Source organism: Rhodococcus cerastii, assembly GCF_033042195.1.
Lineage (GTDB): Bacteria > Actinomycetota > Actinomycetes > Mycobacteriales > Mycobacteriaceae > Rhodococcoides.
Genome location: NZ_JAWLKF010000001.1, coordinates 167558 through 194133 on the forward strand (window position 1 = coordinate 167558; position 26576 = coordinate 194133).

6 protein-coding genes are annotated in these 26576 nt (G+C 66.1%); all 6 read left to right on the forward strand.

Annotation, left to right across the window (positions count from 1 at the left end):
* Positions 1-95: 95 nt before the first annotated feature.
* The 6 genes from R3P93_RS00790 to R3P93_RS00815 all read left to right on the forward strand — a co-directional run bounded on the left by R3P93_RS00790 (position 96) and on the right by R3P93_RS00815 (position 26559).
* On the forward strand, positions 96-557 hold the full coding sequence (locus R3P93_RS00790) for a hypothetical protein (protein WP_317532205.1): 462 nt from the start codon (positions 96-98) through the stop codon (positions 555-557).
* Entirely contained in the window at positions 554-2044 is a 1491-nt protein-coding gene (locus tag R3P93_RS00795; protein ID WP_317532206.1) for a sensor histidine kinase, read from the forward strand. Before R3P93_RS00790 ends, R3P93_RS00795 begins: the two co-directional genes overlap by 4 nt.
* 123 nt (positions 2045-2167) lie before the next feature.
* Positions 2168-3667, forward strand: coding sequence for an SLC13 family permease (locus R3P93_RS00800; RefSeq protein WP_317532207.1), 1500 nt, complete (start codon positions 2168-2170; stop codon positions 3665-3667).
* 30 nt (positions 3668-3697) lie between these two features.
* A complete protein-coding gene (locus R3P93_RS00805; protein ID WP_317532208.1) occupies positions 3698-4891 on the forward strand; it encodes a glycerate kinase family protein in 1194 nt (397 codons plus the stop codon).
* Between the two features lie 88 nt (positions 4892-4979).
* On the forward strand, positions 4980-5405 hold the full coding sequence (locus tag R3P93_RS00810; protein WP_068051470.1) for a PPOX class F420-dependent oxidoreductase: 426 nt from the start codon (positions 4980-4982) through the stop codon (positions 5403-5405).
* A 283-nt stretch (positions 5406-5688) separates the two neighbouring features.
* On the forward strand, positions 5689-26559 hold the full coding sequence (locus R3P93_RS00815) for a non-ribosomal peptide synthase/polyketide synthase (protein WP_317532209.1): 20871 nt from the start codon (positions 5689-5691) through the stop codon (positions 26557-26559).
* Positions 26560-26576 lie beyond the last annotated feature (17 nt).

A 26576-nucleotide genomic window follows, 5' to 3' on the forward strand; every position in this document is an offset into this window, starting at 1 on the left:
GGGTTCGCGGACGAAAATTCGGTCCATAGCCGGACATGAGAACTCACTCATGTTGCCTTCATCGGCGTCTCACTCGTTCGAGACAGTGTGGTGATGTGAAGTTCGCACCCAAGATCGCCGTCCTGGCGGCCGTGGTCATCGTCCCGGTGGGCGTAGCACTGGCGAGCACCGTACTCGCCGACACCCCGCAGCCACCGAGCTTCGAGCCGCGAGTCACCGTCGGAGTCGCGGCACCGAGCGCATCCCAGACCTCCGGCGAGGCACCGCCCCCATCGGACACACCGGCCTCCTCGACCGCTGTACCCCCGACCGCTGTACCCCCGACCGCTGCACCCTCGACCGCGGCCCCCTCGGTGGCTGAAATTCCTCCCGCGGCCACGGGCCCGGTGGGCGGTACGGCTCCGGATGCAGCGGAGCCGCCGGCAGCACCGCAGTCCATCGTCGTCCCTGCCCCTCCGCCTGTCGAAGTCATTCCGGACGGTGATGACGATGATGACGACGTCGGTGGCCAGGACGATGCGGATGGCGACGACGATGTGGAAGACGACGACGGGTGAACTCGACCGAGAAACTGATCGACGGCAGTGATGCCCGCACCGAGGTGCTCGCTCGGAGGGGACCTGTGCCCGAGCCTGCGCCTCGTCGTCCCCGGGTGGGAACCCGTGTTCCGGCGCGGGTGCGCATCCTCGGCTGGCTGTTGTTCGTCATGGCACTGGCCATGCTGGCCGTGGGGGTTGCCGTCCGAACGATCCTCCTCGCCGATGTCGAGAGAGACACCGCGGTGGCGCTCGAGCAAGAGATCGGCGAGTTCAGCGAGTTCGCTGCGACCGGCCGGGATCCGGACGACGGGTTGCCGTTCGGCAATGTCGCCGATCTGCTCCAGTTGCACCTGCAGCGCCAATACCCGGACGACGACGAGATCCTGTTCGGCTACACCGACCGACTGCTGCGTCAGGAGCGCAGCGGCCCGGGAGATCTGGTCGCCGACGCGGCCGTCGTATCGGCGATCGTGGACTCACCCGACAGTGTGGGATCGACGCAGACTTCGGAAGGCGAGGTCGTCTGGGCGAAACAGGTCGCCGAACCTTCCGGCGGAGGCCAGGCCGGAACTTTCGCGATCGGAATCCTCGTCGACCGCGAACGCGCGGACGTGTCCGACACCGTTCGTGTGGTGATCGGAGTATCACTGATGGCACTGCTGTTCACCGGCGGCATCGCCTGGGTCGTGGCCGGGCAGATCCTTGCGCCCGTGCGTCTGGTTCGGCGGACCGCAGCCCAGATCACCACCGACGACCTGTCCAGGCGGATCGAGGTGGACGGCCGAGACGACGTCGCCGAACTCGCCGACACCTTCAACGACATGCTCGATCGATTGGAGTCCGCGTTCGCCGCGCAGCGACAATTCGTCGACGACGCGAGCCATGAGCTTCGTACGCCGATCACGATCGTGCTGGGGCATCTCGAACTGATGGGTGATGATCCACGCGAGCGCGAAGAGACGGTCCGCCTCGTCACCGACGAGTTGGACCGAATGAACCGGATCGTGGAAGACCTCTTGCTCCTCGCCAAAGCCGAGCGGCCGGATTTCGTGCACAAGCAACCGGTGGATCTCGAGACCCTCACGCGCGACATCGACGCGAAGGTACGCGCGCTCGCCGACCGCGACTGGATACTGGGGCACGTCGGCACGGGCTCGGTGCGGGTCGATCCACAACGAGTCACGCAGGCAGTGCTTCAGCTGGCGCAGAATGCGGTGTCGCACACCGGCCCCGGTGACCGAATCGTCGTGGGCTCCGAGCTCGCCCTGGACCGAGTTCTGTTGTGGGTGAGCGACACCGGTCCCGGTGTGTCCAGCGAGGACGCGCCGACCATCTTCGAACGATTCGCGCGCGGCACCAGTGCTTCGCCTCGCTCGGACAACGGCGGAGCGGGTCTGGGCCTGAGTATCGTGCGAGCGATCGCCGACGGGCATCACGGTGCCGCGACACTCGACAGTCGGCCCGGTGCCGGTGCGACATTCGGGCTCGACCTGCCGGCACGGTGAGCGACCGACGATTTCGTTCTGCCAGAAATGTTTCCACGTCACCCACGGCAGTGGAACGGCACATGAAAGAACGCTCATGGAACGTTCATCGACGTTTCATCGGACGGACCGAGACTGGTCACCATGAACACGGTCAGCTACAGAACGCAGCCACCTCCTGTCCCGGAACCGATGCGCGCGTGGCGCTTTCGCGATCTGTTGACCCGCCGACTGGTCCAGGGTGTCATGAGTTCGGTTGCGCTGCTGGTACTCCTGGCCGTACTCGCCGGCGCGGCGCAAGGGCTGCCCAGCGCCGGGCGGACCACGCTCGTGGTCTTCACCGCAGCTGTCGCGCTCTGGGTGTTCACGAAGATCGACGACACCTACGTAGCTCTCGGTGCCGCACTTGCTCTGGTACTGACCGGTGTGGTGAGCACCGACGCACTGTTCGACACTCTCGGCGAGGAGACCATCTGGCTTCTCATCGCGGCATTCATCATCGCCGCGGGAGTCCGCGAGTCCGGTTTGGCAACGCGCGCAGCAGTGTTCATCGTCAGTGGCGCGCGTAGCGTACGTCAGCTCGCCCATCTGGTGACGGCCGCGTTGATCGTGACCGCTTTCGCGATTCCCGCCACCTCGGGTCGCGCCGCCCTTGCGCTGCCGGTGTTCTTGGCGTTGGCGCAGGCGCTCGCCGAGCGCAAGCGGGTGGTGCGGGCGTTGGCAATCCTGTTTCCTACCGTCATCCTGCTGTCCGCGGTGGCGACGCTCATCGGGGCGGGGGCGCATCTGATCACCAGCCAGGTGCTCGAGAGTGCGACGGGTACCGGGATCAGCTTCACCGCGTGGCTGTTGCTCGGTGTGCCGCTGGCCGTGGTCAGCAGCCACTGCGCCGCCGAACTGGTACTGGTGCTGTTCACCGATCGGGAGGATCGCCGAATACCGTTGACGGTGAACGTTTCCGACATGGCGTCACGTCTCCCGACACCGGTGACGGGACCGCTGACCATCGCGGAGAACCGGGCCGCGACGCTGCTGGCCGTCGTCATCGTGCTGTGGTGCTCCGAACCGTTGCACGGCGTGCACCCCGCCATCATCGCCCTGCTGGGTGCCTTGATCTCCACCTCACCGCGGGTGGGTACCACCGACTTCGGAAAGGCGCTCGCTACCGTGCCGTGGTCGCTGCTGTTGTTCATGGCGGCAACGCTGGCCCTCGGGACCGCGTTGACGACGTCCGGTGCGGCAGGGTGGCTCTCGGACGGGCTGTTCACGGTGGTTCCGATCGGCTCGGCACCGCCCTGGGTGTTCATCGCGGTGGTGATCGTGCTGTCCGTGGCCTCGCACCTTCTCATCCAATCTCGCTCGGCACGTTCGTCCGTCCTCGTTCCGCTCGTCGTCACCACGGCTTCCGCGCTCGGAGTCGACCCCATGGCCGCGGCCTTCGCGTCGACGGCTGCAGCGGGCTTCTGCCACACCATGCCGTCCTCGGCGAAGCCGGTGGCAATCTTTGCCAAAGCCGAAGGTGTGGAGACGTATTCACCGCGGGACCTGCTACGCCTGTCCGCGTTTCTCGCGCCGCTGACCGCAGGGACCGTGCTGTTCTTCGCCGTGTTCGTGTGGCCGCTGCTCGGCACCCCCATCGCCTGACCTCCCACCCTCGAAAAGGAATCGATCACCATGCCGTCTTCCACCCCACTCCGGTTCGTCGTCGCCCCGTCCGGGTTCAAGGAATCTCTCGGTGCCGACGAGGTCGCATCGGCCATTGCCGCTGGTATTCGCCGGGTGGTGCCCGGGGCCATCGTCAACTCGGTCCCTCTCGTCGACGGGGGTGAGGGGTCCGCTCGCGCCCTTGCCGGTGCCACCCTGGGCAAGGTGATCGACACCGTCGTGACCGGGCCGGTGGGCAAGCCGGTCGATTCCCATTTCGCTCTGCTGGGAACGGACGGGCCGGTCACCGCGGTCGTGGAGATGGCAGCAGCGGCCGGTCTGTCGCTGGTTCCGCGAGACATGCGCGACCCGACGGTGACGACGAGCCGCGGAGTCGGTGAGCTCATCCGTACCGCCCTCGACTACGGTGCCGAACGAATCCTGTTGGGCTGCGGCGACTCCGGCACCTCGGACGGCGGTGCAGGGCTCCTACAGGCGCTCGGAGTGCGACTCCTCGATGCCGAAGGCCTCGAATTGGGCGACGGCGGAGGCGAGTTGACTCGGCTCGACCACATCGATGTATCCGGCCTCGATTCACGGCTGAGTCCGGGAAGCGGTGTGGAGATCAGGGTCGCATGCAACCCACACAACATCCTCTGTGGGCCCGGCGGAGTTGCCCGGGTCTTCGCACCGCAGAAGGGGGCCAGCTCGACGCAAGTGGAGATCCTGTCGGCCGCGATGGACCGCTGGGCCGAGGTGTTGGAGCGTGACGTGTCGACGCGGCCGGCCGGTCTGAACCTCCGCACCGGGCCCGGTACCGGCGCGTCCGGCGGGATGGGGGCAGGCGTGGCAGCGGTCCTGCGGGCCGAGCTGCTACCGCGCTTCGAGGTGATGCTCGATCATGTCGACCTCGACAGCCTCATCGCGACTGCCGACCTGGTGTTGACCGCCGAGGGGTCCATCGACAAGCAGACGCCGAAGGGGAAGATCCCGACGGAGGTCGCCCGCCGAGCCAAGCTCCACGGCAAACCTGTGGTGGCGCTCGCGGGAACCATCGGTCTCGACGCCCGCGCCAATTACGACTCGGGTATCGACGCCTTCGCCGGCATCCTGCCCTCGCCGGTCGAGTTGGTCGAAGCGCTCGAACGGGGTGCCGAGTTCCTGACCGATGCCACGGAGCGAGCGATGAGATTGCTTCTGGTCGGAGCGACTCTCGGCCGGTGAGGCCGGAGCAGCGTGAATGGATCTCGTGGACCTGCCGAAGTGTCCGCGATCGCCGATTCTGTCGGACCACCCGCGTAGCGTGTCTGCGATGACGTCGATCACCGATCCGCGCGTACGCGAGTTTCTGTCCACGGGTACCCGCACCGGCAAGCTCGGGTACCTGGCCTCCGACGGCAGGCCCCTGGTGGCCCCCGTCTGGTTCATCGTCGAGGGCGACGAGATCGTGTTCAACACGGGGGCCGACACCGCGAAGGGAAAGTCGATTCGCCGTGATCCCCGCGTGGTGCTGACCGTCGATCTCGAAGAGCCGCCGTACGGATTCGTCCAGGTGCAGGGCATCGCGTCGGTCGACGAGGATCCCGCCGAGTTGCTCCGCACCGCCACCGAGCTGGGGGCTCGGTACATGGGCCGCGATCGCGCCGAGGAGTTCGGCGCACGCAACGGTGTTCCGGGCGAATTGATCGTTCGAGTGACACCGAACAAGGTGATCGCCGCTTTCGACATGACGGCATGACGACCGACGGTCTTCGCCCGGTCGGCACTGTAGATTGACCGGGTGCCGAATCGAGTCGGAGTGTGTCGGGTGAGCTCGGATCGGGTATCGACTTGTAACGGTCCGGTACATACGGACGGATATGTACTGAAAGGTAACTTCGAGTTGTTTCCGGTGAGAAAATAGAGAACGAAGTAAGCAACTTGCTCGATGTGTTCGGTGCCTGCCGATCGCTGCCCGTGTGGCAGCCGGTGGGGGCGCGTGTGATTGTGGGAAAGAGAGGCTTCGATTGGACCCGCTAGGTGTGGAAGGTGCTGGACACGACGACGGAGTCGGCAGTTCCGAGCATTCGTCGTTCCCACTGTCACCGGCCCAATTGGGAATGTGGTTCGCGCAGCACGTGGACCCCTCGGTACCCGCGAACATCGCCCAGTACATCGAACTTCACGGCGACCTCGACGTGGAGCTGCTTCGCCGAGCATCCTCGCAGGCGGCACTCGAACTGCAATCCGGATTCGTGCGCATCGTCGAGGTCGACGCCGAGCCCCGGCAGATCGTCGACCCCACTCTCGACGACTCTCTGAACTACCTCGATCTGCGCGGTGAGACCGATCCGCGGGCAGCCGCCCTGGCGTGGATGCACGGTGACTACAGCGCGCCGATCGACATTCTCCGCGACCGACTCATCGCTGCAACCGTCCTGCGCCTCGAGGACGACGTGTGGTTCTGGTACGAGCGCGTGCATCACGTGGTGCTCGACGGTTTCGGTGCCGTCACGTTCATGAACCGTGCGGCGGAGCTGTACACCGCAGCGGTGGAGGGCACCGAGCCGAGCAAGAACCTGGCATCGGACCTGACCAAGGTCTACGACATCGACGTGGCATACCGTGATTCGACCCGTTTCGAGGCCGACCGCGAATACTGGGCGTCACGCATCGACGGCATCGACGGAGTCACCACTCTCGCCGGGCACACGGCTCCGCCCGCAGCGAAGAGCCAGATCGACAGCACAGCTCTGTCCACCGAGACGATGGAACGGCTCGAGGCTCTTCGTGCCGAGACGGACACGACGATGGCAACCATCGTCATCGCCGGCTTCGCTGCCTACCTCGCCCAGATGACCGGACGAGAAGACGTCGTACTGTCGCTGCCGGTCACCGCACGCACCACCGCTGTACTTCGCCGTTCCGGCGGCATGGTTTCCAACGTCGTTCCCCTGCGGCTCGACGTGTCGGGAGACACCACCGTCGAGACCCTCTTCGCGCGCGTCAACGCCGAGGTCTCCGGGGCCCTGCGCCACCAGCGTTACCGGCACGAGGACATCCGGCGCGATGCAGGCTCGGCCAGTGGTCAGGCCTCGTTCTTCGGCCCGTGGGTCAACATCATGCTGTTCTTCGGTGAGGTGCGCCTCGGTTCGATGGTCGGCGGCATCAACATTCTCTCGACCGGCCTCATCGAGGATTTCGGGCTCAATCTCTACACCAGCGTCGCCGGGTCCACCACGCACATCGACTTCGAGTCCAACCCCAATCTGTACGGACCGGAACAAGCCGGCCGGAACCACGAACGCTTCGTCGATTTCTTCGCCCGTTTCGTGGCGTCGGGACCGAAGGACGCGGTATGGGATCTGGCACTGACGGACGGTCTCGAACGCGAGCAGGTCGTGGACCGGTGGAACGACACCGAGCACGAGACCGAACCACGGACTCTGCTCTCTGCATTCGAGGCAGCCGCGGCCGCGAACCCGGATGCGACAGCCCTGGTGTACGAGGGCGAGGCGCTGACCTACGGTGACCTCTCGGCGCGCGTGAACGGCCTCGCCCGCCACCTGATCGACATGGGTGTGGGTCCCGAGACGCTCGTCGGACTGTCGATTCGCCGTTCTTTCGACCTCGTCGTCGGCATGTACGCGATCGTCGCGGCGGGCGGTGCCTGGGTGCCGATCGACCCCGACCACCCCGCGGATCGCACGGCCTACATTCTGGATTCCGCGCAGCCGCGGTGCGTGCTGATCTCCTCCCGCGACGACGTGGCGCTGCCCGAGGGAACCGAGACGGTTGCGGTCGATCTCGTCGACTGTGCCGCGAGGTCCACGGCACCCGTTCGGGATGTCGAACGCACTGCGCCACTTCGACTTTCGAATACTGCGTACGTGATCTACACCTCCGGTTCCACCGGACGACCGAAGGGTGTCGCGGTCGAACACGCGGCCATCCACAACCAGATGGAGTGGATGCTCTCGGAGTATCCGATGGACGCATCCGACGTCTATCTGCAGAAGACGGCCACCACCTTCGACGTCTCGCTCTGGGGATTCTTCCTGCCGCTGCGCGTCGGCGCGACGATGGTGCTCGCCACCCCCGACGGGCATCGAGACTCGGTCTACGTGGCCAACAAGATCGCCGAACATCGGGTCACGATCACCGATTTCGTGCCGTCGATGCTGACGGTGTTCGTGGCCAACGCGCCGATGGGCACCTGCAGTTCGCTGCGCCACGTGTTCGTCATCGGTGAGGCACTGCCGGTCGAGACAGCAGCGTCGTTCCGCGCGCTGTGCTCGGCGGGGCTGCACAATCTCTACGGCCCCACCGAGGCCGCGGTCTCGGTCACCTATCACCCCAGCGGACCGGAGGACACCCGCACCGTTCCGATCGGTGTCCCCGAGTGGAACACCAGGGCCTTCGTTCTCGACGGTCGGCTGCGGCCCACCCCGATCGGCGAATCGGGCGAGCTCTACCTTGCCGGAGTCCAGTTGGCGCGCGGCTACGTGGGCCGACCGGATCTGAGCTCGGATCGCTTCGTCGCCAACCCCTTCGGCACCGGCGGCGAGCGGATGTACCGCACCGGTGACCTCGTGCGCTGGCGTAGCGACGGAGTGCTGGACTACATCGGACGAACCGATTTCCAGGTCAAGTTCCGCGGCCAACGCATCGAGCTCGGTGAGATCGAAACGGTTCTGCTCTCCAACGAATCCATCTCGCAGGCAGTGGTGTTGGTGGTCCAGACGGTCACCGGTGATCAGTTGGTGGCGTATGTGGTCGCCGCTCCCGGACGATCCATCGAGTCGGCCGCGGCGATCGAGTTCGCCGGTCACGCCCTACCGTCGTACATGGTGCCTGCAGCGGTCGTCGTCCTCGACGCCCTGCCGCTGAACACCAGCGGCAAGCTCGACCGAAAAGCGTTGCCGGAACCGGTGTTCAGCAGTGCGAAGAAGTACCGGGCTCCGCAGAGCCGAGCGGAGTACGTCGTCGCGGGCATCTACGAGGATCTGCTCGGAGCCTCCAAGGTCGGTCTGGACGAGGACTTCTTCGAGCTCGGTGGTAACTCTCTGATTGCCACGCAGTTGGTGACGCGAGTCGGCAGCGCTCTCGGTGTGCGCCTCGGTGTCCGTGAGCTGTTCGAGGCTCCCACGGTCGGCGCACTCGCGGCCAGGGCCGAATCGGCGGCCCGGCTCGGGGCGGACACCCCGGTTCTGGAGTCGCGGGAACGCCCCGAGCGTATTCCGCTCTCACCTGCGCAACAGCGTATGTGGTTCCTCAACCGCTTCGACCCGACCACTGCGGCGTACAACCTGCCGTTCTCCGTTCGTCTGACCGGCCCGCTGGACGTGGTGGCGCTGTCTGCCGCATTCGCCGACGTTGTCGATCGACACGAAACGCTGCGCACCGTCTACCCCGAAGTGGACGGCTCACCGGAACAGGTCGTACTCACGGCCGCACGGACACCGGCGACGATCCTGCCGGTCCGCATCGAACGCGACGAACTGGGTGGCCGGCTGCACGAACTGGTCGCCAAGGGATTCGACGTCACGGTCGATACACCGTTCCGCATCGCACTCTTCGAGATCTCACCGACCGAACACGAACTCGCGATGGTGCTCCACCACATCGCCGCCGACGGTGCGTCGTTCGGCCCACTGGCGCGGGACGTGCTGGTGGCGTACTCGAGCCGCGTCAAGGGGCGCGCACCCGAGTGGACCCCTCTCGAGGTCCAGTACGCCGACTACGCGTTGTGGCAGCGAGCGGTGCTCGGTCCCGAGACCGATCCGCTGTCTCTGGCGTCTCGCGAAATCGCCTACTGGAGCGCGACTCTCGAAGATCTGCCCGATCAACTGGCGCTGCCGTCGAGCAGGCCACGGCCCGCCGTGTCCTCGAATGCGGGCAGCAAACTCCGGGTGGACGTTCCGGCTCATCTGCATGCCTCGCTGGCGAACCTGGCCCGAGCGAACAACGCCTCGCTGTTCATGGTCATGCAATCGGCGTACGCGCTGCTGCTCGCCCGGCTCAGTGGTACCACCGACATCGCTATCGGTGCGCCCGTGGCCGGTCGGGGAGAACCCGCGCTGGACGACCTGGTCGGCATGTTCGTCAACACGCTCGTGCTGCGCACCGAGGTCGACCCGGCGTTGACGTTCGAGGATCTGCTCTCGCGCGTACGTGACACGGATCTGTCCGCGTTCGCGCATGCAGACGTGCCGTTCGAGCGCCTCGTCGAGGTGCTGAACCCGGTCCGCTCGACGTCTCGGCACCCGCTGTTCCAGGTCGCGATCTCACTCGAATCGGCGATGTCTCGTGAACTCACCGTCGGCAGTCTGCGCGCGGAAGCCGCCGAATTCGATGTTCCCATCGCCAAATTCGACATACAGCTGTGGCTGACCGAGCACCTCGACGACGGAGCGCCCGCGGGTATCGATGCGGTGTTCGAGTACGCAACGGATCTGTTCGACGAAGATCTCGTCGAGAGCTTCGCGCGTCGCTTCCTGGCGATTCTGGACGCGGTCACCACGGACGCGACAGTGCCGGTCGGTGACGTCACGATCGTCGACGCCGCGGAGCACCGTGCCGTGGTGTCGCAGTGGAACGTCTCGGGAGACGACGTCTCACGAGAGCTGACCCTGGTGGATCTGCTCGATGCAGCAGCCGCGAATCACCCGGACGCCGTCGCGGTGCGATTCGGTGGCTCGTCGATGACCTATGCGGAGTTCGATGCGCAGTCCAATCGCCTTGCGCGCGTTCTCGTCTCGCACGGCGTCGGCCCCGAAAGCCTGGTCGCCGTAGCACTTCCTCGGTCGGCGGAACTGGTCGTCGCGCTCGTCGCGGTGATCAAGGCCGGCGGTGGATACCTCCCCGTCGACCCGAGCTACCCACTCGACCGGGTCGAGTACATGCTCGACGATGCTCGCCCCACCACCGTTCTGTTGTCCGGCTCGGACCGAGTCGAACTGCCGTCCGACGTCGAATCACGTACCGGCGCAGCGCTGCTCGATATCGACACCGTCGATCTGTCCTCGGTGTCCGACGATCCCGTCACCGACGAGGATCGGACTGCTCCGCTGCGGCCCGACAACGTCGCCTACGTCATCTACACCTCGGGTTCGACGGGCCGTCCCAAGGGCGTGATGGTTCCGCATCGCAACGTCGTTCGGCTGCTCGACAACACCGATTCGGTCTACGGCTTCGGTGCCGACGACGTCTGGACGATGTTCCACTCCTACGCGTTCGACTTCTCGGTGTGGGAGCTGTGGGGCCCGTTGCTGTACGGCGGCACGTTGGTCGTCGTCGACTACTTCACCTCACGGTCGCCGGAGGCATTCCACCGACTGCTCGTCGACGAGCAGGTCACGGTGCTCAACCAGACGCCGTCGGCGTTCTATCAGCTCTCCGAGGCCGATCGCACGACGGCGACCGCGCACGGCGAATTGGTGCTGCGGTACGTGATCTTCGGCGGTGAAGCCCTCGAACAACGACGGCTGACCGGCTGGTTCGAACGGCACGGGCACAGTGCGCCCCAGCTCGTCAACATGTACGGCATCACCGAGACGACCGTGCACGTGTCGTACCGTGCGCTCGATGCCGCGTCCGTCGAGACCAGTGCGTCGGTGGTCGGTAAGCCGATCGCCGGGCTGCGGGTATTCGTACTGGACACTCGCCTGCACCCGGTTCCGGTCGGGGTGCCCGGTGAAATGTACGTCGCCGGTGGACAACTCGCCCGCGGTTACCTCGGTCGCCGGGAACTGACGTCGGTCCGCTTCGTGGCGAACCCGTTCGCGTCAGGAGCCGACGAGGGATCGCTGCTGTACCGAACCGGTGACCTCGCACAGTGGAACTCCGCAGGCGAACTCGAGTACCTCGGACGTTCCGACGACCAGGTCAAGGTTCGCGGATTCCGCATCGAACTGGGTGAGGTCGAGGCGGCGGTGTCCGCGCAGCCCACCGTCACCCAGGCCGCCGTGGTCGTGCGCGAGGACTCGCCCGGTGCAGCTCGACTGGTCGCCTACGTGGTGTCCGCCGCGGTCGAGGGCAGGCCGATCGTCGACATCGAAGACATCAGAACCGGTATCGCAGAGGTACTTCCCGAGTACATGGTGCCGTCGGCTTTCGTCGTGCTCGACTCGATCCCACTGACCGTCAACGGCAAGCTCGATCGCCGGGCACTGCCGGCTCCGGTGTTCGAGGTGCGCGAGTTCCGCGCCCCGACCACACCGATCGAGGAGATCGTCGCGGACGTCTTCGCAGACGTTCTCGGCGTGGAACGCGTGGGTCTCGACGACGACTTCTTCGAGCTCGGCGGTAACTCGCTGATCGCCACGCAGGTGGTCTCGCGCCTCGGAGTCGCTCTCGATGCGACCGTGCCGGTGCGCATGCTGTTCGAGGCATCGACCGTAGCGCTGCTCGCGGTACGGGTGGAGCAGGCCGCAGGGGAGGGCGGCCGCGTCGCGCTCGTCGCAACCGTGCGGCCCGAGCGCATTCCGCTCTCGCTCGCGCAGCAGCGTATGTGGTTCCTCAATCGATTCGACGCCGATTCGACCGCATACAACATTCCGTTCGCACTCAGACTGACCGGCGAACTCGACGTCGCCGCCTTGCAGGTGGCGATCATGGACGTCATCGACCGCCACGAATCGCTGCGCACGGTCTACCCGGACACCGCGGCCGGCCCGCAGCAGACCATCCTCGACGCCGCGCAGACGGTGCCGAACCTGATGCCGGTTCCGACGTCCGCGACCGATATCCAGCGGCAGGTCTTCACGCTGGCATCGACGACGTTCGACGTGACGGTCAACGTTCCGATTCAGGCTCGCCTCTTCGAGATCGGTCCCCGCGAGCACGTCATCGCCATGGTGGTGCACCACATCTCGGCCGACGGCTGGTCGATGGGTCCACTGGCCCGCGACCTCATGATCGCGTACGCCTCACGCACCGCGTGGGAGAACCCGGCGTGGATGCCGCTCGAGGTGCAGTACGCCGACTACAGCCTGTGGCAGCGTTCGGTTCTCGGCTCCGAGGACGATCCGCACTCGCTGATCTCCGGTCAGGTCGACTACTGGGCCGACATGCTTGCCGGTCTGCCCGATCAGCTGGATCTCCCGACCGATCGGCCGCGCCCGAATCGTCAGTCGTACCAGGGATCGTCGATCCGATTCGAGGTACCGGCCGAGGTCCACCGAGGCCTGTCCTCGCTGGCCCACACGCACAACGCATCGCTGTTCATGGTCGTGCACGCCGCTCTGGCGGTACTGCTCGCGCGCCTGTCCGGCACCGAGGACATCGCGATCGGTACTCCGGTCGCAGGCCGCGGCGACGCAGCCCTGGACGACGTGGTCGGCATGTTCGTCAACACCCTCGTGCTGCGCACCGACATCGAGTCGGGTCGCACGTTCTCGGAGCAGATCGGCCGCGCCCGCGAGGTCGCGCTCGGTGCGTTCGGGCACGCCGATCTGCCGTTCGAGCGCTTGGTCGAGGTGCTGAACCCGTCCCGGTCGCAGGCTCGGCACCCGCTGTTCCAGGTGATGCTCTCGTTCGAGAACCTCACCCGTACGCACGTGGACCTACCCGGACTGTCGGTGGACAGCGTCGCGCTCGATGCCGAGGTGGCGAAGTTCGACCTGCAGCTGACCGTCACCGAGTCCATCGGAGTGGACGGTCGCGGACAGGGCATGGCAGCCGAGTTGACCTACGCGACCGATCTTTTCGACGCCGCGACGGTCCGAGGATTTGCCGAACGTTTCGTGCGGATGCTCACTGCCGTGGTCGCAGATCCCTCGCTGTCGGTGGGAGACATCGACCTTCTCGACGACGGCGAGCGCGACCGAGTCGTCACGGCGTGGAACCGGACCGAACACGACGTGCCGAAGCAGGTGACGTTGGTCGACCTGTTCGACCGTCAGGTCGACCGAACCCCCGATGCACCGGCTCTGGTGTTCGAGGGGGAGCGGCTGACGTATGCGGAGTTCGCGGCGAGAGCCAATCGCCTTGCGCGACATCTGGTGTCGACCGGTGTCAAACCCGACTCCCTCGTGGGGCTCGCCATCGGACGCAGCCTCGACCTGTTCGTGGGCATGTACGCGATCGTCAAGGCCGGAGCCGGGTACGTTCCGATCGATCCGACGCAGCCGGCCGATCGCAACGAATACATCGTGGCCACGGCCGCACCGGTCCGAGTGCTGTCCACCACGCGAGATCACGTGGAGTTCGCCGGCGTCGAGACGATCGACATCGACACCCTCGACGTGTCCGACCTGTCCTCGACGCCGTTGACCGATGCCGACCGTGCAGCCCCGCTGCGGCCCTCGAACATCGCCTACGTGATCTTCACGTCGGGATCGACAGGTCGCCCCAAGGGTGTCGGGGTCTCACACGAGGCGATCGTCAACCGCCTGCTGTGGATGCAGCACGAGTATCGGCTGAACGCCGACGACGTGGTGCTGCAGAAGACTCCGTCGACCTTCGACGTCTCGGTGTGGGAGTTCTTCTGGGCTCTGCAGAACGGCGCATCGGTCGCCATCGCTGTTCCGGACGGTCACCGAGACGCGATGTATCTGCTCGACGTCATTGCGCGCGAACATGTCTCGGTGGTGCACTTCGTACCGTCGATGATGTCTGTCTTCGTCCCCGAGGTGGAGCGACGCCGAGCATCGGGTGCCACACTGCGGCTGGTGTTCGCATCCGGCGAGGCACTGGCTCCCACCACGGCTCGTGCACTACGCCGAGCGGTGAAGGGAGTCGAGCTGCACAACCTCTACGGTCCGACGGAGGCCGCCGTCGACGTCACCTATCACGCTGTCACGGACGAGGATTCGGACGTGATGCCGATCGGTGCGCCGGTGTGGAACACCGCCGTGTACGTGCTCGACTCGCGGCTGAATCCCACTCCCGTCGGTGTCGCAGGTGAGCTCTATCTCGCAGGTACACAGCTGGCTCGCGGCTACGTGAGCCGCCCCGACCTGACCGCGGATCGCTTCGTGGCACATCCGTTCGCAACGGGCGGGCAGCGCCTCTATCGGACCGGCGACGTGGTGCGGTGGAACCGTGACGGCGAGCTGGAGTACGTGGGTCGTTCGGATTTCCAGGTGAAGCTGCGCGGCCTGCGCATCGAACTCGGCGAGATCGAATCCGCATTGCTGGCACAACGCTCCATCTCTCAGGCAGTCGTCGTGGTCCGCAACGACCAACTCGTCGGGTACGTCGTACCGTCCGGTGCCTCGGTGGAGACCGGAGCCGTCCTCGGTGCCCTGCGCTCTCGACTCGCGGAGTACATGGTGCCGTCGACGCTGATCGTGCTCGAGGAGTTTCCGCTCGGTGCCAGCGGAAAGCTCGACCGCAAGGCTCTGCCCGATCCCGCTTTCGAGGTCACCGAGTACCGGGAACCGACCAACGACATCGAACGCACCGTTGCGGAGGTCTTCGCCCAGGTCCTCGGAGTCGAGCGCGTCGGTCTCGACGACGACTTCTTCGAGCTCGGCGGAAACTCCCTCATCGCAACACAACTGGTGTCACGACTGGGCGTCGCCATGGACACTCGAATTGCGGTTCGAGAGCTGTTCGACACCTCCACGGTGGCCGATCTGGCCGCGCGGTTGGGCACACTGGTCGCCACCGGAAGCCGTCCGCCGCTGGTGCCTCAGCAACGGCCGCAACACATTCCGTTGTCGCTCGCGCAGCAGCGGATGTGGTTCCTGAACAAGTTCGACGTCGAATCCGCAGCCAACAACATCCCGATCGCCGTGCGACTGTCCGGTCTGCTGGACCGTCGCGCAATGCAGATCGCGGTCGCGGACGTCGTGGCTCGGCAGGAGTCCCTGCGCACGGTGTTCCCGGAGACCGACGGAACCGCACATCAGGTGATCGTCGACGCAGCCACGGCCACACCGGATCTGACGCCCGTCGACATCGCCGCGCACGAGGTCGCGGATGCGTTGCGTGAACTGGCGACCACCGGATTCGACCTGTCGAAGGACCTGCCCTTCCGAACCAGGCTCTTCGAGGTCAGCCCCACCGAGCACCTGCTGGTGTTCGTCGTCCACCACATCGCGGCCGACGGGTTCTCGCTGGGCCCGCTCACCCGAGACGTGATGAACGCGTACGCGGCTCGCTCGCTGAACCAGGAGCCCTTCTGGTCTCCGCTGCCGGTCGACTACGCCGATTACAGCCTCTGGCAGCGCGAAGTACTCGGTTCCGAGGACGACCCGCAGTCGGTCGTCTCGCAGCAGATCGACTACTGGACAGCCACTCTGGCCGGCCTACCGGATCAGCTCGACGTGCCGTCCGACCGACCGAGGCCCGTCGTGGCGTCGAACCGAGGCGCGCTCGTACGCTTCTCCATCGACGAAGATCTGCACCGCGCGCTGATCGATGCCGCCAGAGCAGAGAACGCCTCGCTGTTCATGGTGGTGCACACCTCGTTGGCCGTACTGCTGTCGCGGTTGTCCGGCGAGGCCGACATCGCGATCGGCACCCCGGTCGCCGGTCGCGGTGAGGCCGCCCTCGACGACTTGATCGGCATGTTCGTCAACACGCTGGTGTTGCGCACCGAGATCGACACGTCACGGCGATTCGACCAGGTTCTCGCCGACACCCGCGAGACCGATCTGTCGGCTCTGGCCCACGTGGACGTACCGTTCGAGCGGCTGGTCGAAATTCTCAACCCCGCCCGATCCACGGCTCGGCATCCCCTCGTGCAGGTGGTACTCGCGTTCCAGAACCTGGGACAGAAGGATCTCGAACTGCCGGGACTGTCGGTCTCCGGTGTCGATTTCGAGACGCTGGTCGCGCTGTTCGATCTGCAGTTCACGTTCGTCGAGTCGATCGGACCGAGCGGTGCTCCGCAGGGCATGACCGTCGACGTCACCTACGCCACCGATCTCTTCGACGAAGCCACGGTTGTCACGCTGGGCGATCGGTTGATCACGGTTCTCGAAGCCGTCGCCGACAACCTCTCCACCGTGGTCGGCGACATCGAGCTGCTCGAGCCCGTCGAACGCAGTCGGGTGCTGGTCGAGTGGAACGACACCGCGCACGAGCTCGACCGGGCACAGACGTTGGCCTCGCTCGCCGGACAGGTCGACTCGACCTCCGCCGCACTGATTTTCGAGGGCGACACGCTCGGCTACGGCGAATTCCAGGAACGGGTCTCCCGTCTGGCGCGGTTCCTGATCGCCCGCGGTGTCGGACCCGAGAGCGCGGTGGGCATCGCTGCCCGTCGCTCGGTGGAACTCCTCGTCGGCATTCACGCGATCATCGCCGCCGGCGGTGCGTACGTACCGATCGATCCGGACCAGCCGACCGAGCGGATCGCACACATTCTCGGAACCGCGGAACCGGTCTGCGTGCTGACCACCTCACGTGACGCGGTGGAAGCCGACGGCTACGAGGTGCTCGATATCGACACCCTCGATCTGTCCGGCTTCTCCGATGCGCGGATCACCGACGCGGACCGAATCAGTGCGCTGGCACCGTCCAACACCGCCTACGTCATCTTCACCTCGGGTTCGACCGGGCAGCCCAAGGGCGTGGCCGTCTCACACGAGGCGATCGTCAACCGCCTGCTGTGGATGCAGTCGGAGTACGAGCTGAGTCCCGACGACGTGGTGCTGCAGAAGACCCCCGTCACGTTCGACGTGTCGGTGTGGGAACTGTTCTGGCCGTTGCAGATCGGCGCTACGTTGGTCATCGCGAAGCCCGACGGCCATCGCGACCCTCAGTACCTGCTCGAGACGATCGAGGCACAGTCGGTCACCACAGCGCACTTCGTACCGTCGTTGCTCGAGGTCTTCGTGTCCGTCGTGGCGGCTGCGCCGTCTCCTGCGGCCGGCTCTCTGCGGACGCTGTTCGCATCAGGAGAGGCGCTGCCCGCCGAGGTCGGCGATCGGCTCCGTCGCGTCTTGCCGGGCGTGGCTCTGCACAACCTCTACGGCCCCACCGAGGCGGCCGTCGACGTCACCTACCACGCAGTGACGGAGGCGGACGTCGACCTCGTCCCGATCGGTGTCCCCGTGTGGAACACCAGAACGTATGTCCTCGACGCTCGACTGTCTCCGGTCGCTCCTGGGGTTGCCGGCGAGCTGTACCTCGCCGGAGTTCAACTGGCCCGCGGATATCTCGGACGAACGGACCTGACGGCCGATCGATTCCTTCCCGACCCGTTCGGAGAACCGGGCTCGCGCATGTACCGCACCGGTGACCTGGTGCGCTGGCGCGCGGCGTCCCCCGGTTCAGGACGGTTGGAGTACCTGGGCCGCACCGACTTCCAGGTCAAGCTTCGAGGACTGCGCATCGAACTCGGCGAGATCGAGACCGTGCTGCGCAAGCATTCGTCCGTGGAATCCTCCGTCGTACTGGTTCGGCAGACCGTTGCCGCGGGTGATCAGCTGGTCGCATACGTCGTACCCACGGTCGGCGGGACCGTCGACGTCGCCGAACTGACGGAGTTCGCGTCGCGTTCGCTCGCGAGCTACATGGTCCCGGCCGCGACCGTCGTCCTCGATGCGCTGCCACTGACCCCCAACGGCAAGCTCGATCGTCGCGCTCTGCCGGAGCCGAACATCGAGCAGCGCGTGTTCCGTGCACCGACCACCACGTCGGAAACCGTTGTGGCCGAGGTCTTCCGCGATGTTCTCGGCATCGATGTGGTCGGTGTCGACGACGAGTTCTTCGCGCTCGGCGGCAACTCCCTCGTCGCCACGAGAGTGGCGTCGAGAATCGGCGCTGCACTCGACACCACGGTGACCGTGCGGACGATATTCGAGGCATCGACCGTGTCCGCTCTGGCGGCCAGGCTCGACGAGCTCTCGGGTTCGGGCCGTCGAATTCCGCTGGTGCGTGCCGATTTGCCGGATCTGGTACCGCTCTCGCTCGCGCAGCGCCGGATGTGGTTCCTCAACCGGTTCGACCCGGAGTCCGCGACGGAGAACCTCCCCGTCGCCATCGAGCTCAGTGGCGATCTCGACATCCCCGCTCTGCGCGCAGCAGTGGCCGACGTGATCGAGCGGCACGAGTCGCTGCGAACGGTCTACCCGGAGGTCGACGGCGTCGCCTCCCAGGTGATCGTCCCGGCGGAGCGGGTGGTTCCGGATCTGGTACCGGCTGCGACCACCACGGCGGAACTGCCGTCGGCGCTGGCGGCGCTGGCGATGGGCGGGTTCGACGTCACCGCGGAGCCGCCGTTGCGCGCTGCGTTGTTCGAGCTGGGCTCGGACCACCACGTTCTGGCGTTCGTCACCCACCACATCGCTGCAGACGGCTTCTCGATCGGCCCCATGACTCGGGATCTGATGGTCGCGTACGCGGCCCGGAGCGCGGGCACCGAGCCCGATTGGGCTCCGCTCGCCGTCCGCTACGTCGACTACACCCTCTGGCAGCAGGCCGTTCTCGGTTCCGAGGACGATCCGTCGTCACCGGTCTCGAACCAGATTCGGTACTGGGCGAGGGCATTGGCCTCGCTGCCGGACGAGGTCACCTTCCCCGGCGATCGCGTCCGCCCGGACAGGTCGTCGTATCGCGGCGGCAACATCACGCTGGCCCTCGACGCAGCCACGCACGGACGCCTCGGCGACGTGGCCCGCGCCAACCAGAGCTCACTGTTCATGGTGTTGCACTCCTCGCTCGCCGTGCTGTTGGCCCGGCTGTCCGGTGAGACCGACATCGCGATCGGTACTCCGGTCGCAGGACGCGGTGAGGCCGCGCTCGACGACGTCATCGGAATGTTCGTCAACACGCTGGTACTGCGGACCGACATCGATCACGGCGGCGCGTTCACCGAGCTGCTGGCTCGGGCACGCGAGACCGACCTGTCGGCGTTCGCCCATGCCGAGGTGCCGTTCGAGCGGCTCGTCGAGGTACTCGACCCACCGCGGTCGGCGGCTCGGCACCCGCTCGTCCAGGTGATGCTCACCGTGCAGAACATGGAGCAGACCGAGCTCGAGCTCCCCGGACTGAGCGTGCGCGGAGTCGATCTCGACGTCGAGACGGCCAAGTTCGACGTTCAGTTCACGTTCACCGAGAACCACGTCGACGGCGGCATGACCGTCGACGTCACCTTTGCTCGCGACCTGTACGACGACAGCACAGCGCGTGTGATCGGGGAACGCCTGATCCGCGTCCTCGAGTCCGTGGCAAGCAATCCTGGTCAGCGAATCGGCGACGTCCCTGTGATGGACGACGCCGAACGCGGCCGTGTTCTCGCACTCGCCCAGGACGCGCCTGCCGTTGCCGATTCGCTCGACACGATCGTCGATCTCTTCGCCGCTCGGGTGGCCGAGGACCCGGACGCTCCCGCAGTGGTGTTCGAGGGTGCCACCAGGAGTTACCGAGAGATCGACGAGTCCTCGACGGCACTGGCGAGAATTCTCGCCGGCCAGGGAGTCGGGCCGGAGTCGCTGGTGGCCGTCGTGCTGCCGCGTACCGCCGATCTCGTCGTGGCACTGCTCGCGGTGCTCAAAGCCGGCGGTGCCTACGTTCCGATCGATCCGTCCTACCCGGCCGACCGTATCGAGTTCGTACTCACCGATTCTCGTCCGGTGGCCGTCCTGACGTGGACCGGTGTGGACGTGGAGCTACCCGCCGCGCTTCCCCGGATCGATATCGACACCGCCTCGATCGCGGGCGACGTGTCGGTGGCCGATCCGATTCCGGCGACCGCGGCTGCGACGGCGTACGTGATCTACACCTCGGGCTCGACGGGCAAGCCCAAGGGCGTGCTCGTTCCGCATCGCAACGTCGTACGGCTGTTGGCGAACACCGAGCGGCACTTCGACTTCGGTCGAGGCGACGTGTGGACGCTGTTCCACTCGTTCGCGTTCGACTTCTCGGTGTGGGAACTGTGGGGCCCGCTCACCACCGGCGGCAGCGTCGTCGTGGTCGACTACTTCACCTCCAGGTCGCCGGAAGCATTGCGAGAGCTGCTCGTTCGTGAGCGTGTCACCGTTCTCAACCAGACTCCGTCGGCGTTCTACCAGCTCGATCAGGTCGATCGGACCGCAGGCTCGACAGGCGACTATTCGTTGCGGTACATCGTGTTCGGTGGCGAGGCGCTCGAACTGCGACGACTGGCCGGTTGGTTCGATCGTCACGGCGACGAATCCCCGCAACTGGTCAACATGTACGGCATCACCGAAACCACCGTCCACGTCTCGCACCGCGTCGTGGACGCGCAGTCCGCAGCGCAGGCTTCGGGATCTCTGGTGGGACGCGCCATCTCCGGGCTCTCGGTGTACGTACTGGATTCGCGACTGTCCCTGGTGCCAGCAGGCGTGCCGGGGGAGATGTACGTCTCCGGTGGTCAGGTCGCGCGCGGGTATCTCGGGCGAGCCGGACTGAGCGCAACGAGGTTCGTCGCCGATCCTTTCGCAGGCGACGGATCGGTCCTGTACCGCACCGGCGACGTGGCACGGTGGTCGACCGATGGCGAACTCGAATTCGTCGGTCGCGCCGACGATCAGGTCAAGATCCGCGGTTTCCGAATCGAGCTGGGCGAGGTCGAATCCGCCGTCGCCACCGCTCCTACCGTCGGGCAGGCCGCGGTGATCGTGCGCGAGGACACTCCCGGTGCCGCACGCCTGGTTGCCTATGTCGTGCCCGCGGCCGAGTCGACCGTCGACATCGACGTCGTCTGGACAGCGATCGGGGAGCACCTTCCCGAGTACATGGTGCCCTCGGCGTTCGTGGTTCTCGACGCGATTCCGTTGACCGGCAACGGAAAACTGGACCGACGAGCGCTGCCCGAGCCGGCCGCGCGCACACGTGAGTTCCGACCACCGACCACTCCGGTGGAGGAAATGGTCGCTGACGTGTTCGCCGACGTTCTCGGCGTCGAGCGCGTCGGTCTCGACGACGACTTCTTCGAGCTCGGCGGCAATTCGCTGGTGGCAACGCAAGTGGTGTCCAGGCTGGGTGCCGCAGCGGACACCACTGTCCCCGTCCGCGCACTGTTCGAAGCCCCGACCGTCGCGGCTCTGGCAGCGCGGGTCGAGCAGGGTTCGGGCGCAGGCGCGCGTCCGGCGCTGGTGGCATCGACGCGACCGAGCCGAGTGCCGCTCTCGCTCGCGCAGCAGCGGATGTGGTTCCTCAACCGCTTCGATTCCGAGTCCACGGCGTACAACATCCCGTTCGCGCTTCGGCTCAGCGGGCGTCTCGACGTCGACGCGTTGCAGCGTGCCGTCTCCGACGTGATCGAACGTCACGAGACTCTGCGATCGGTCTACCCGGATTCACCCGAAGGCCCGCATCAGGTGATCGTGCCGATGTCCCAGGTGCCCACCACTCTCGAGGTGATCGACACCGACGCGGAGTCGGTGACCGCGCGGGTTCTGGAGCTCCTGTCGGCGACGTTCGACGTCACCACCCAGGTTCCGCTGAAGACCGCACTCTTCCGAGTCTCGAACACCGAATTCGTACTCGGCATGGTCATCCACCACATCAGCGCCGACGGTCTGTCGGTGATGCCGTTGTCCACCGACGTCATGACCGCATACGCCGCGCGCACCCGTGGTTCCGATCCGGCGTGGGCACCGTTGCCGGTGCAGTACGCCGACTACGCGCTGTGGCAACGCCAGGTTCTCGGATCCGAGGAGGATTCGGAATCGATTGCTGCGCAGCAGATTCGGTACTGGGGAAGCGCTCTGGCCGAGCTGCCCGAGCAGATCGAACTACCGCTCGATCGCCCGCGACCGGCCGAGCAGACCTTCCGGGGCAGCCGCGTCGACTTCCGGATCGACGCAGCCGCGCACGCTCGACTGACCGAACTGGCACGCGCACGCAACGCGACGGTGTTCATGGCCGTGCACGCGGCGTTCGCCGTGCTGCTCTCGCGCATGTCGGGGTCGTCGGACATCGTCGTCGGGACTCCGATCGCTGGTCGCGGCGAAGCGGAGATCGAGAACCTCGTCGGGATGTTCGTGAACACGTTGGTGCTGCGGCTCGACGTGGCGGGCGGAGCGAGCTTCGAGGACCTCCTCGACGCGGCTCGGGAAACCGATCTGCAGGCTTTCGCCAACTCCGACATACCGTTCGAGCGGCTCGTCGAGGTCGTCAACCCCACCCGGTCGACGGCGCGTCACCCGCTGTTCCAGGTCGGCTTCTCGTTCCAGAACTTCGCGCGCCGAGAATTCGAGCTCGACGGACTGGACATCTCGGCCCTGGACACCGAGACCGGAACGTCGCAGTTCGACCTACATCTGATCGTCTCCGACGCATCGAGCGGCGACGAGTCGTCGGGCGGGGCCGATGCGTTGTTGACCTACGCGACCGACCTGTTCGACGAGCGCACCGCGCGTTCGCTCGTAGCCCGGTTCGAGGCCGTGCTCGACGCTGTCACAGCGGCACCGTCGACCCCGATCGGCGATCTCGATCTGTTCCTCGACGGTGAGCTGCCCGCCATCGTCGAGGAATGGAACGACACCGACCGCGAGTTCGATTCGGCAGATGGCACCACGCTCGCCGATCTGTTCGCGGGCTCGGCAGCGCGCAACGGTGACGCCGTTGCACTCGTGCACGACGACGGCACACTGACGTACGGCGAGTTCTCCGAGGGGGTGTCGCGTCTGGCCCGTCATCTGATCGGTCTGGGTGTCGGACCCGAAGTGCCGGTGGGGCTTGCCATTCGGCGTTCGGTGGATCTGCTCGTCGGCATGTACGCCGTCTCCGTGGCCGGAGGTGCCTACGTTCCGATCGATCCGGATCAGCCGGCCGAGCGCAACGCGCTCGTGTTGGAGACCGCAGCTCCGCTGTGCGTACTGACATCCGGCGCTGTCGGCCCGGAGATCTCCTCTGCAGCAACGGTCGTCGATCTGGCGCAACTCGATCTCGAGGTCTACTCGTCCGCGCCGGTCGAGACCTCCGAGCGCTGCGGTGAACTCTCCGCCGACACCACGGCCTACGTCATCTTCACGTCCGGCTCCACCGGCCGGCCCAAGGGCGTGGCGGTCTCGCACGGCGCAGTGGTGAACCAGTTGAACTGGCTGCGCGCGGAGTACGGCCTCGACGAGACCGATGCGTCTCTGCTCAAGACCGCAGCGACGTTCGACCTGTCGGTGTGGGAGTTCTGGTCGCAACTGACCTCGGGTGGGCGACTCGTCATCGCGAACCCGGAGGGTCATCGCGATCCCGACTACCTGCTCACGCTGATCCGTCGGCACGCGGTGACGACGTTGCATCTGGTGCCGTCGATGTTGTCGATGCTCGGCACCGTTGCCGCGGGCGAGCTGTCACCCGATCTGCGACGTGTCCTGGCCATCGGTGAAGCACTACCCGCAGCGGTGGCACAGGACTTCCGGCGGCACAACGGTTCCGCCGAGCTGTTCAACCTCTACGGTCCGACCGAGGCTGCGGTGTCGGTGACCTCGCATCCGGTCACCGATGCCGACACCGTCACCGTGCCGATCGGCGTGCCCGAGGCCAACACCGCCGTGTTCGTGCTGGACTCGCGCCTTCATCCGGTTCCTGCCGGAGTCACGGGAGAGCTGTATCTCGCCGGTGCACAGCTGGCGCGAGGATATTTCGGGCGTGCGGACCTCACCGCCGAACGGTTCGTGGCGAATCCGTTCGACGCGAACGGAATGCGGATGTATCGCACGGGCGACCTCGTGCGCTGGCGGGTTCCGGTCGTCGACGGAGCACCTGGCGCGGCCCGCCTCGAATACATCGAGCGCGCCGACTTCCAGGTCAAGATTCGCGGCTTCCGCATCGAGCTCGGTGAGATCGAGGCAGCCCTGCGCACACAGGCGACGGTGGCCGACACCGCCGTCGTGGTGCACACCGGCGAATCGATGGGGGACCAGCTGGTTGCCTACGTCGTCGGTACGTCCGGAGCAGTACTCGACGTGGCGAGTGTCGAAGCCGAACTCGCCCGCGCCGTGCCGTCGTACATGGTTCCGGCAGCGTTCGTCGTCCTCGATGCCCTTCCGCTCAACGCCAACGGCAAACTGGATCGACGGGCACTTCCGGCACCGCAGTTCGAGGTTGCCGAGTTCCGCGCTCCGGTCACTCCGGTCGAAGAGATCGTCGCGGCCACCGTGGCGGAACTGCTCGGTCTGGACCGTGCCGGACTCGACGACGATTTCTTCGCGCGCGGTGGAAACTCTTTGGTCGCAACGCAATTGGTCTCGCGGCTGGGACAGGCTCTCGACGCCCAGATTCCGGTGCGAGCAGTGTTCGCGGCGTCCACCGTCGCAGGCCTGGCCGCCCACATCGCCCCGCTCGTCGGCGGCGGTGCGCGCCGAGAACTGACCGTTCGTGAGCGACCCGATCTGCTTCCACTCTCGATCGCTCAGGAAAGAATGTGGACGATCAACCGGATCGACCCCGGTTCCTCGGCGTACAACATTCCTGTCGCGGTCCGGCTGACCGGCGCACTCGACGTCGACTCCCTGCGTGGGGCATTCGACGACGTTCTGGGGCGCCACGAAATTCTGCGCACGGCGTACCCCGATTCTGTGGACGGGCCGGTGCAGCAGATCGTTTCCGTCGCCGAGGTAGGGGTCGATCTGACGCCCGAGCGGGTGGAACCGGATGCAGTGATCTCCCGCCTGACCGAGACCCTCGGTGCCGGGTTCGACGTCACGAAGTCGGTTCCGGTGCGCGCTGCGTTGCTGCAGGTCGCCGACAACGAGCACGTGCTCGCCGTGGTGGCACACCACATTGCTGCCGACGGTTTCTCGATGGGTCCGCTGATCCGCGATGTCATGGTGGCGTACACCGCTCGGATTGCGGGGGAGATGCCGGCATGGACTCCGCTGCCGGTCCAGTACGCCGACTTCGCGCTGTGGCAGCGTGACGTGCTCGGCAGCGAGGATGATCCCGAGAGTCCACTCGCGAAGCAACTGGCGTATTGGACGACCGAGTTGGCAGGAGCGCCCGAACAGTTGGCGCTCCCGCTGGATCGGCCGCGACCGCCTCGCCCGACGATGCAGGGTGCGTCGTACGAATTCTCGTTCGGCACCGACATCGCATCGGCGATCGAGAAGATCGCTCGCGAACACTCGGCGACGACGTTCATGGTGGTGCACAGTGCCTTCGCCGTGCTGCTCTCGAGGTTGAGCAACTCCTCCGACATCAGCATCGGCACACCCACTGCCGGTCGCGGTGAACAGCAACTCGACGAGCTCGTCGGCATGTTCGTCAACACCCTCGTGTTGCGAACTCGACTCGATCAGAGCGGCACGTTCGCCGAGCTGCTGCGGCAGGCCAAGGACAAGGATCTGGCTGCGTTCGGTCACGCGGACGTCCCGTTCGAGCGGCTCGTCGACGCACTGGGCCGGGCGCGGTCGAGTGCTTACACTCCGCTGTTCCAGGCGATGCTGACGTTCCAGAACCACGTGACCGGATCGTTCGAGTTGCCGGGTCTGCACGTACAGGCCTTGCCCGCGGGCGACGACCAGGCCAAGTTCGATCTGCAGCTGACCGCCGTCGAACGATTCGACGACACCGGAGCACTGCGCGACATCGAGGCGACGTTCACCTACGCGACGGCGATCCTCGACGAGTCGTCGATCGCGACGTTCGCAGATCGGCTGCTGCGGATTCTGAACGCCGTGGTCTCGGATCCGGATGTGGTGCTGCGGTCCATCGACATCCTCTCCGAGGAGGAGAAGGCGGAGTTCGCACCGCGAACCAAGCCCAAGACGGTGGACGATCTGCCCGATCTCGTTGCCCGCGCAGCGGCCGTCGCACCCGATGCGGTGGCACTCGAACACGAGTCGACGACGGTCGATTTTGCTGCTCTGCACGCCAAACTGGCTCAGATGTCGGCAACGATGGGCTCGGCGATGAAGCCGCAGGCTCTGGTGACGGTCACTCTGTCGGCACTGGTTCCGGGGATCTTGCCCGCCCTCGGTGCGGAGGGGCTGAACACCGCTCTGGCATCGTTGATCGAACGGGCGGAGTCGGTGATCGCGTCGTCGTGACGAATGCCGAGCTCGCC

Bases quoted from the DNA above. Each gene is read 5' to 3' on its own strand.
- R3P93_RS00805 (WP_317532208.1), top strand. From the start codon at position 3,698: ATGCCGTCTTCCACCCCACTCCGGTTCGTCGTCGCCCCGTCCGGGTTC.
- R3P93_RS00810 (WP_068051470.1), top strand. From the start codon at position 4,980: ATGACGTCGATCACCGATCCGCGCGTACGCGAGTTTCTGTCCACGGGT.
- R3P93_RS00800 (WP_317532207.1), top strand. From the start codon at position 2,168: ATGAACACGGTCAGCTACAGAACGCAGCCACCTCCTGTCCCGGAACCG.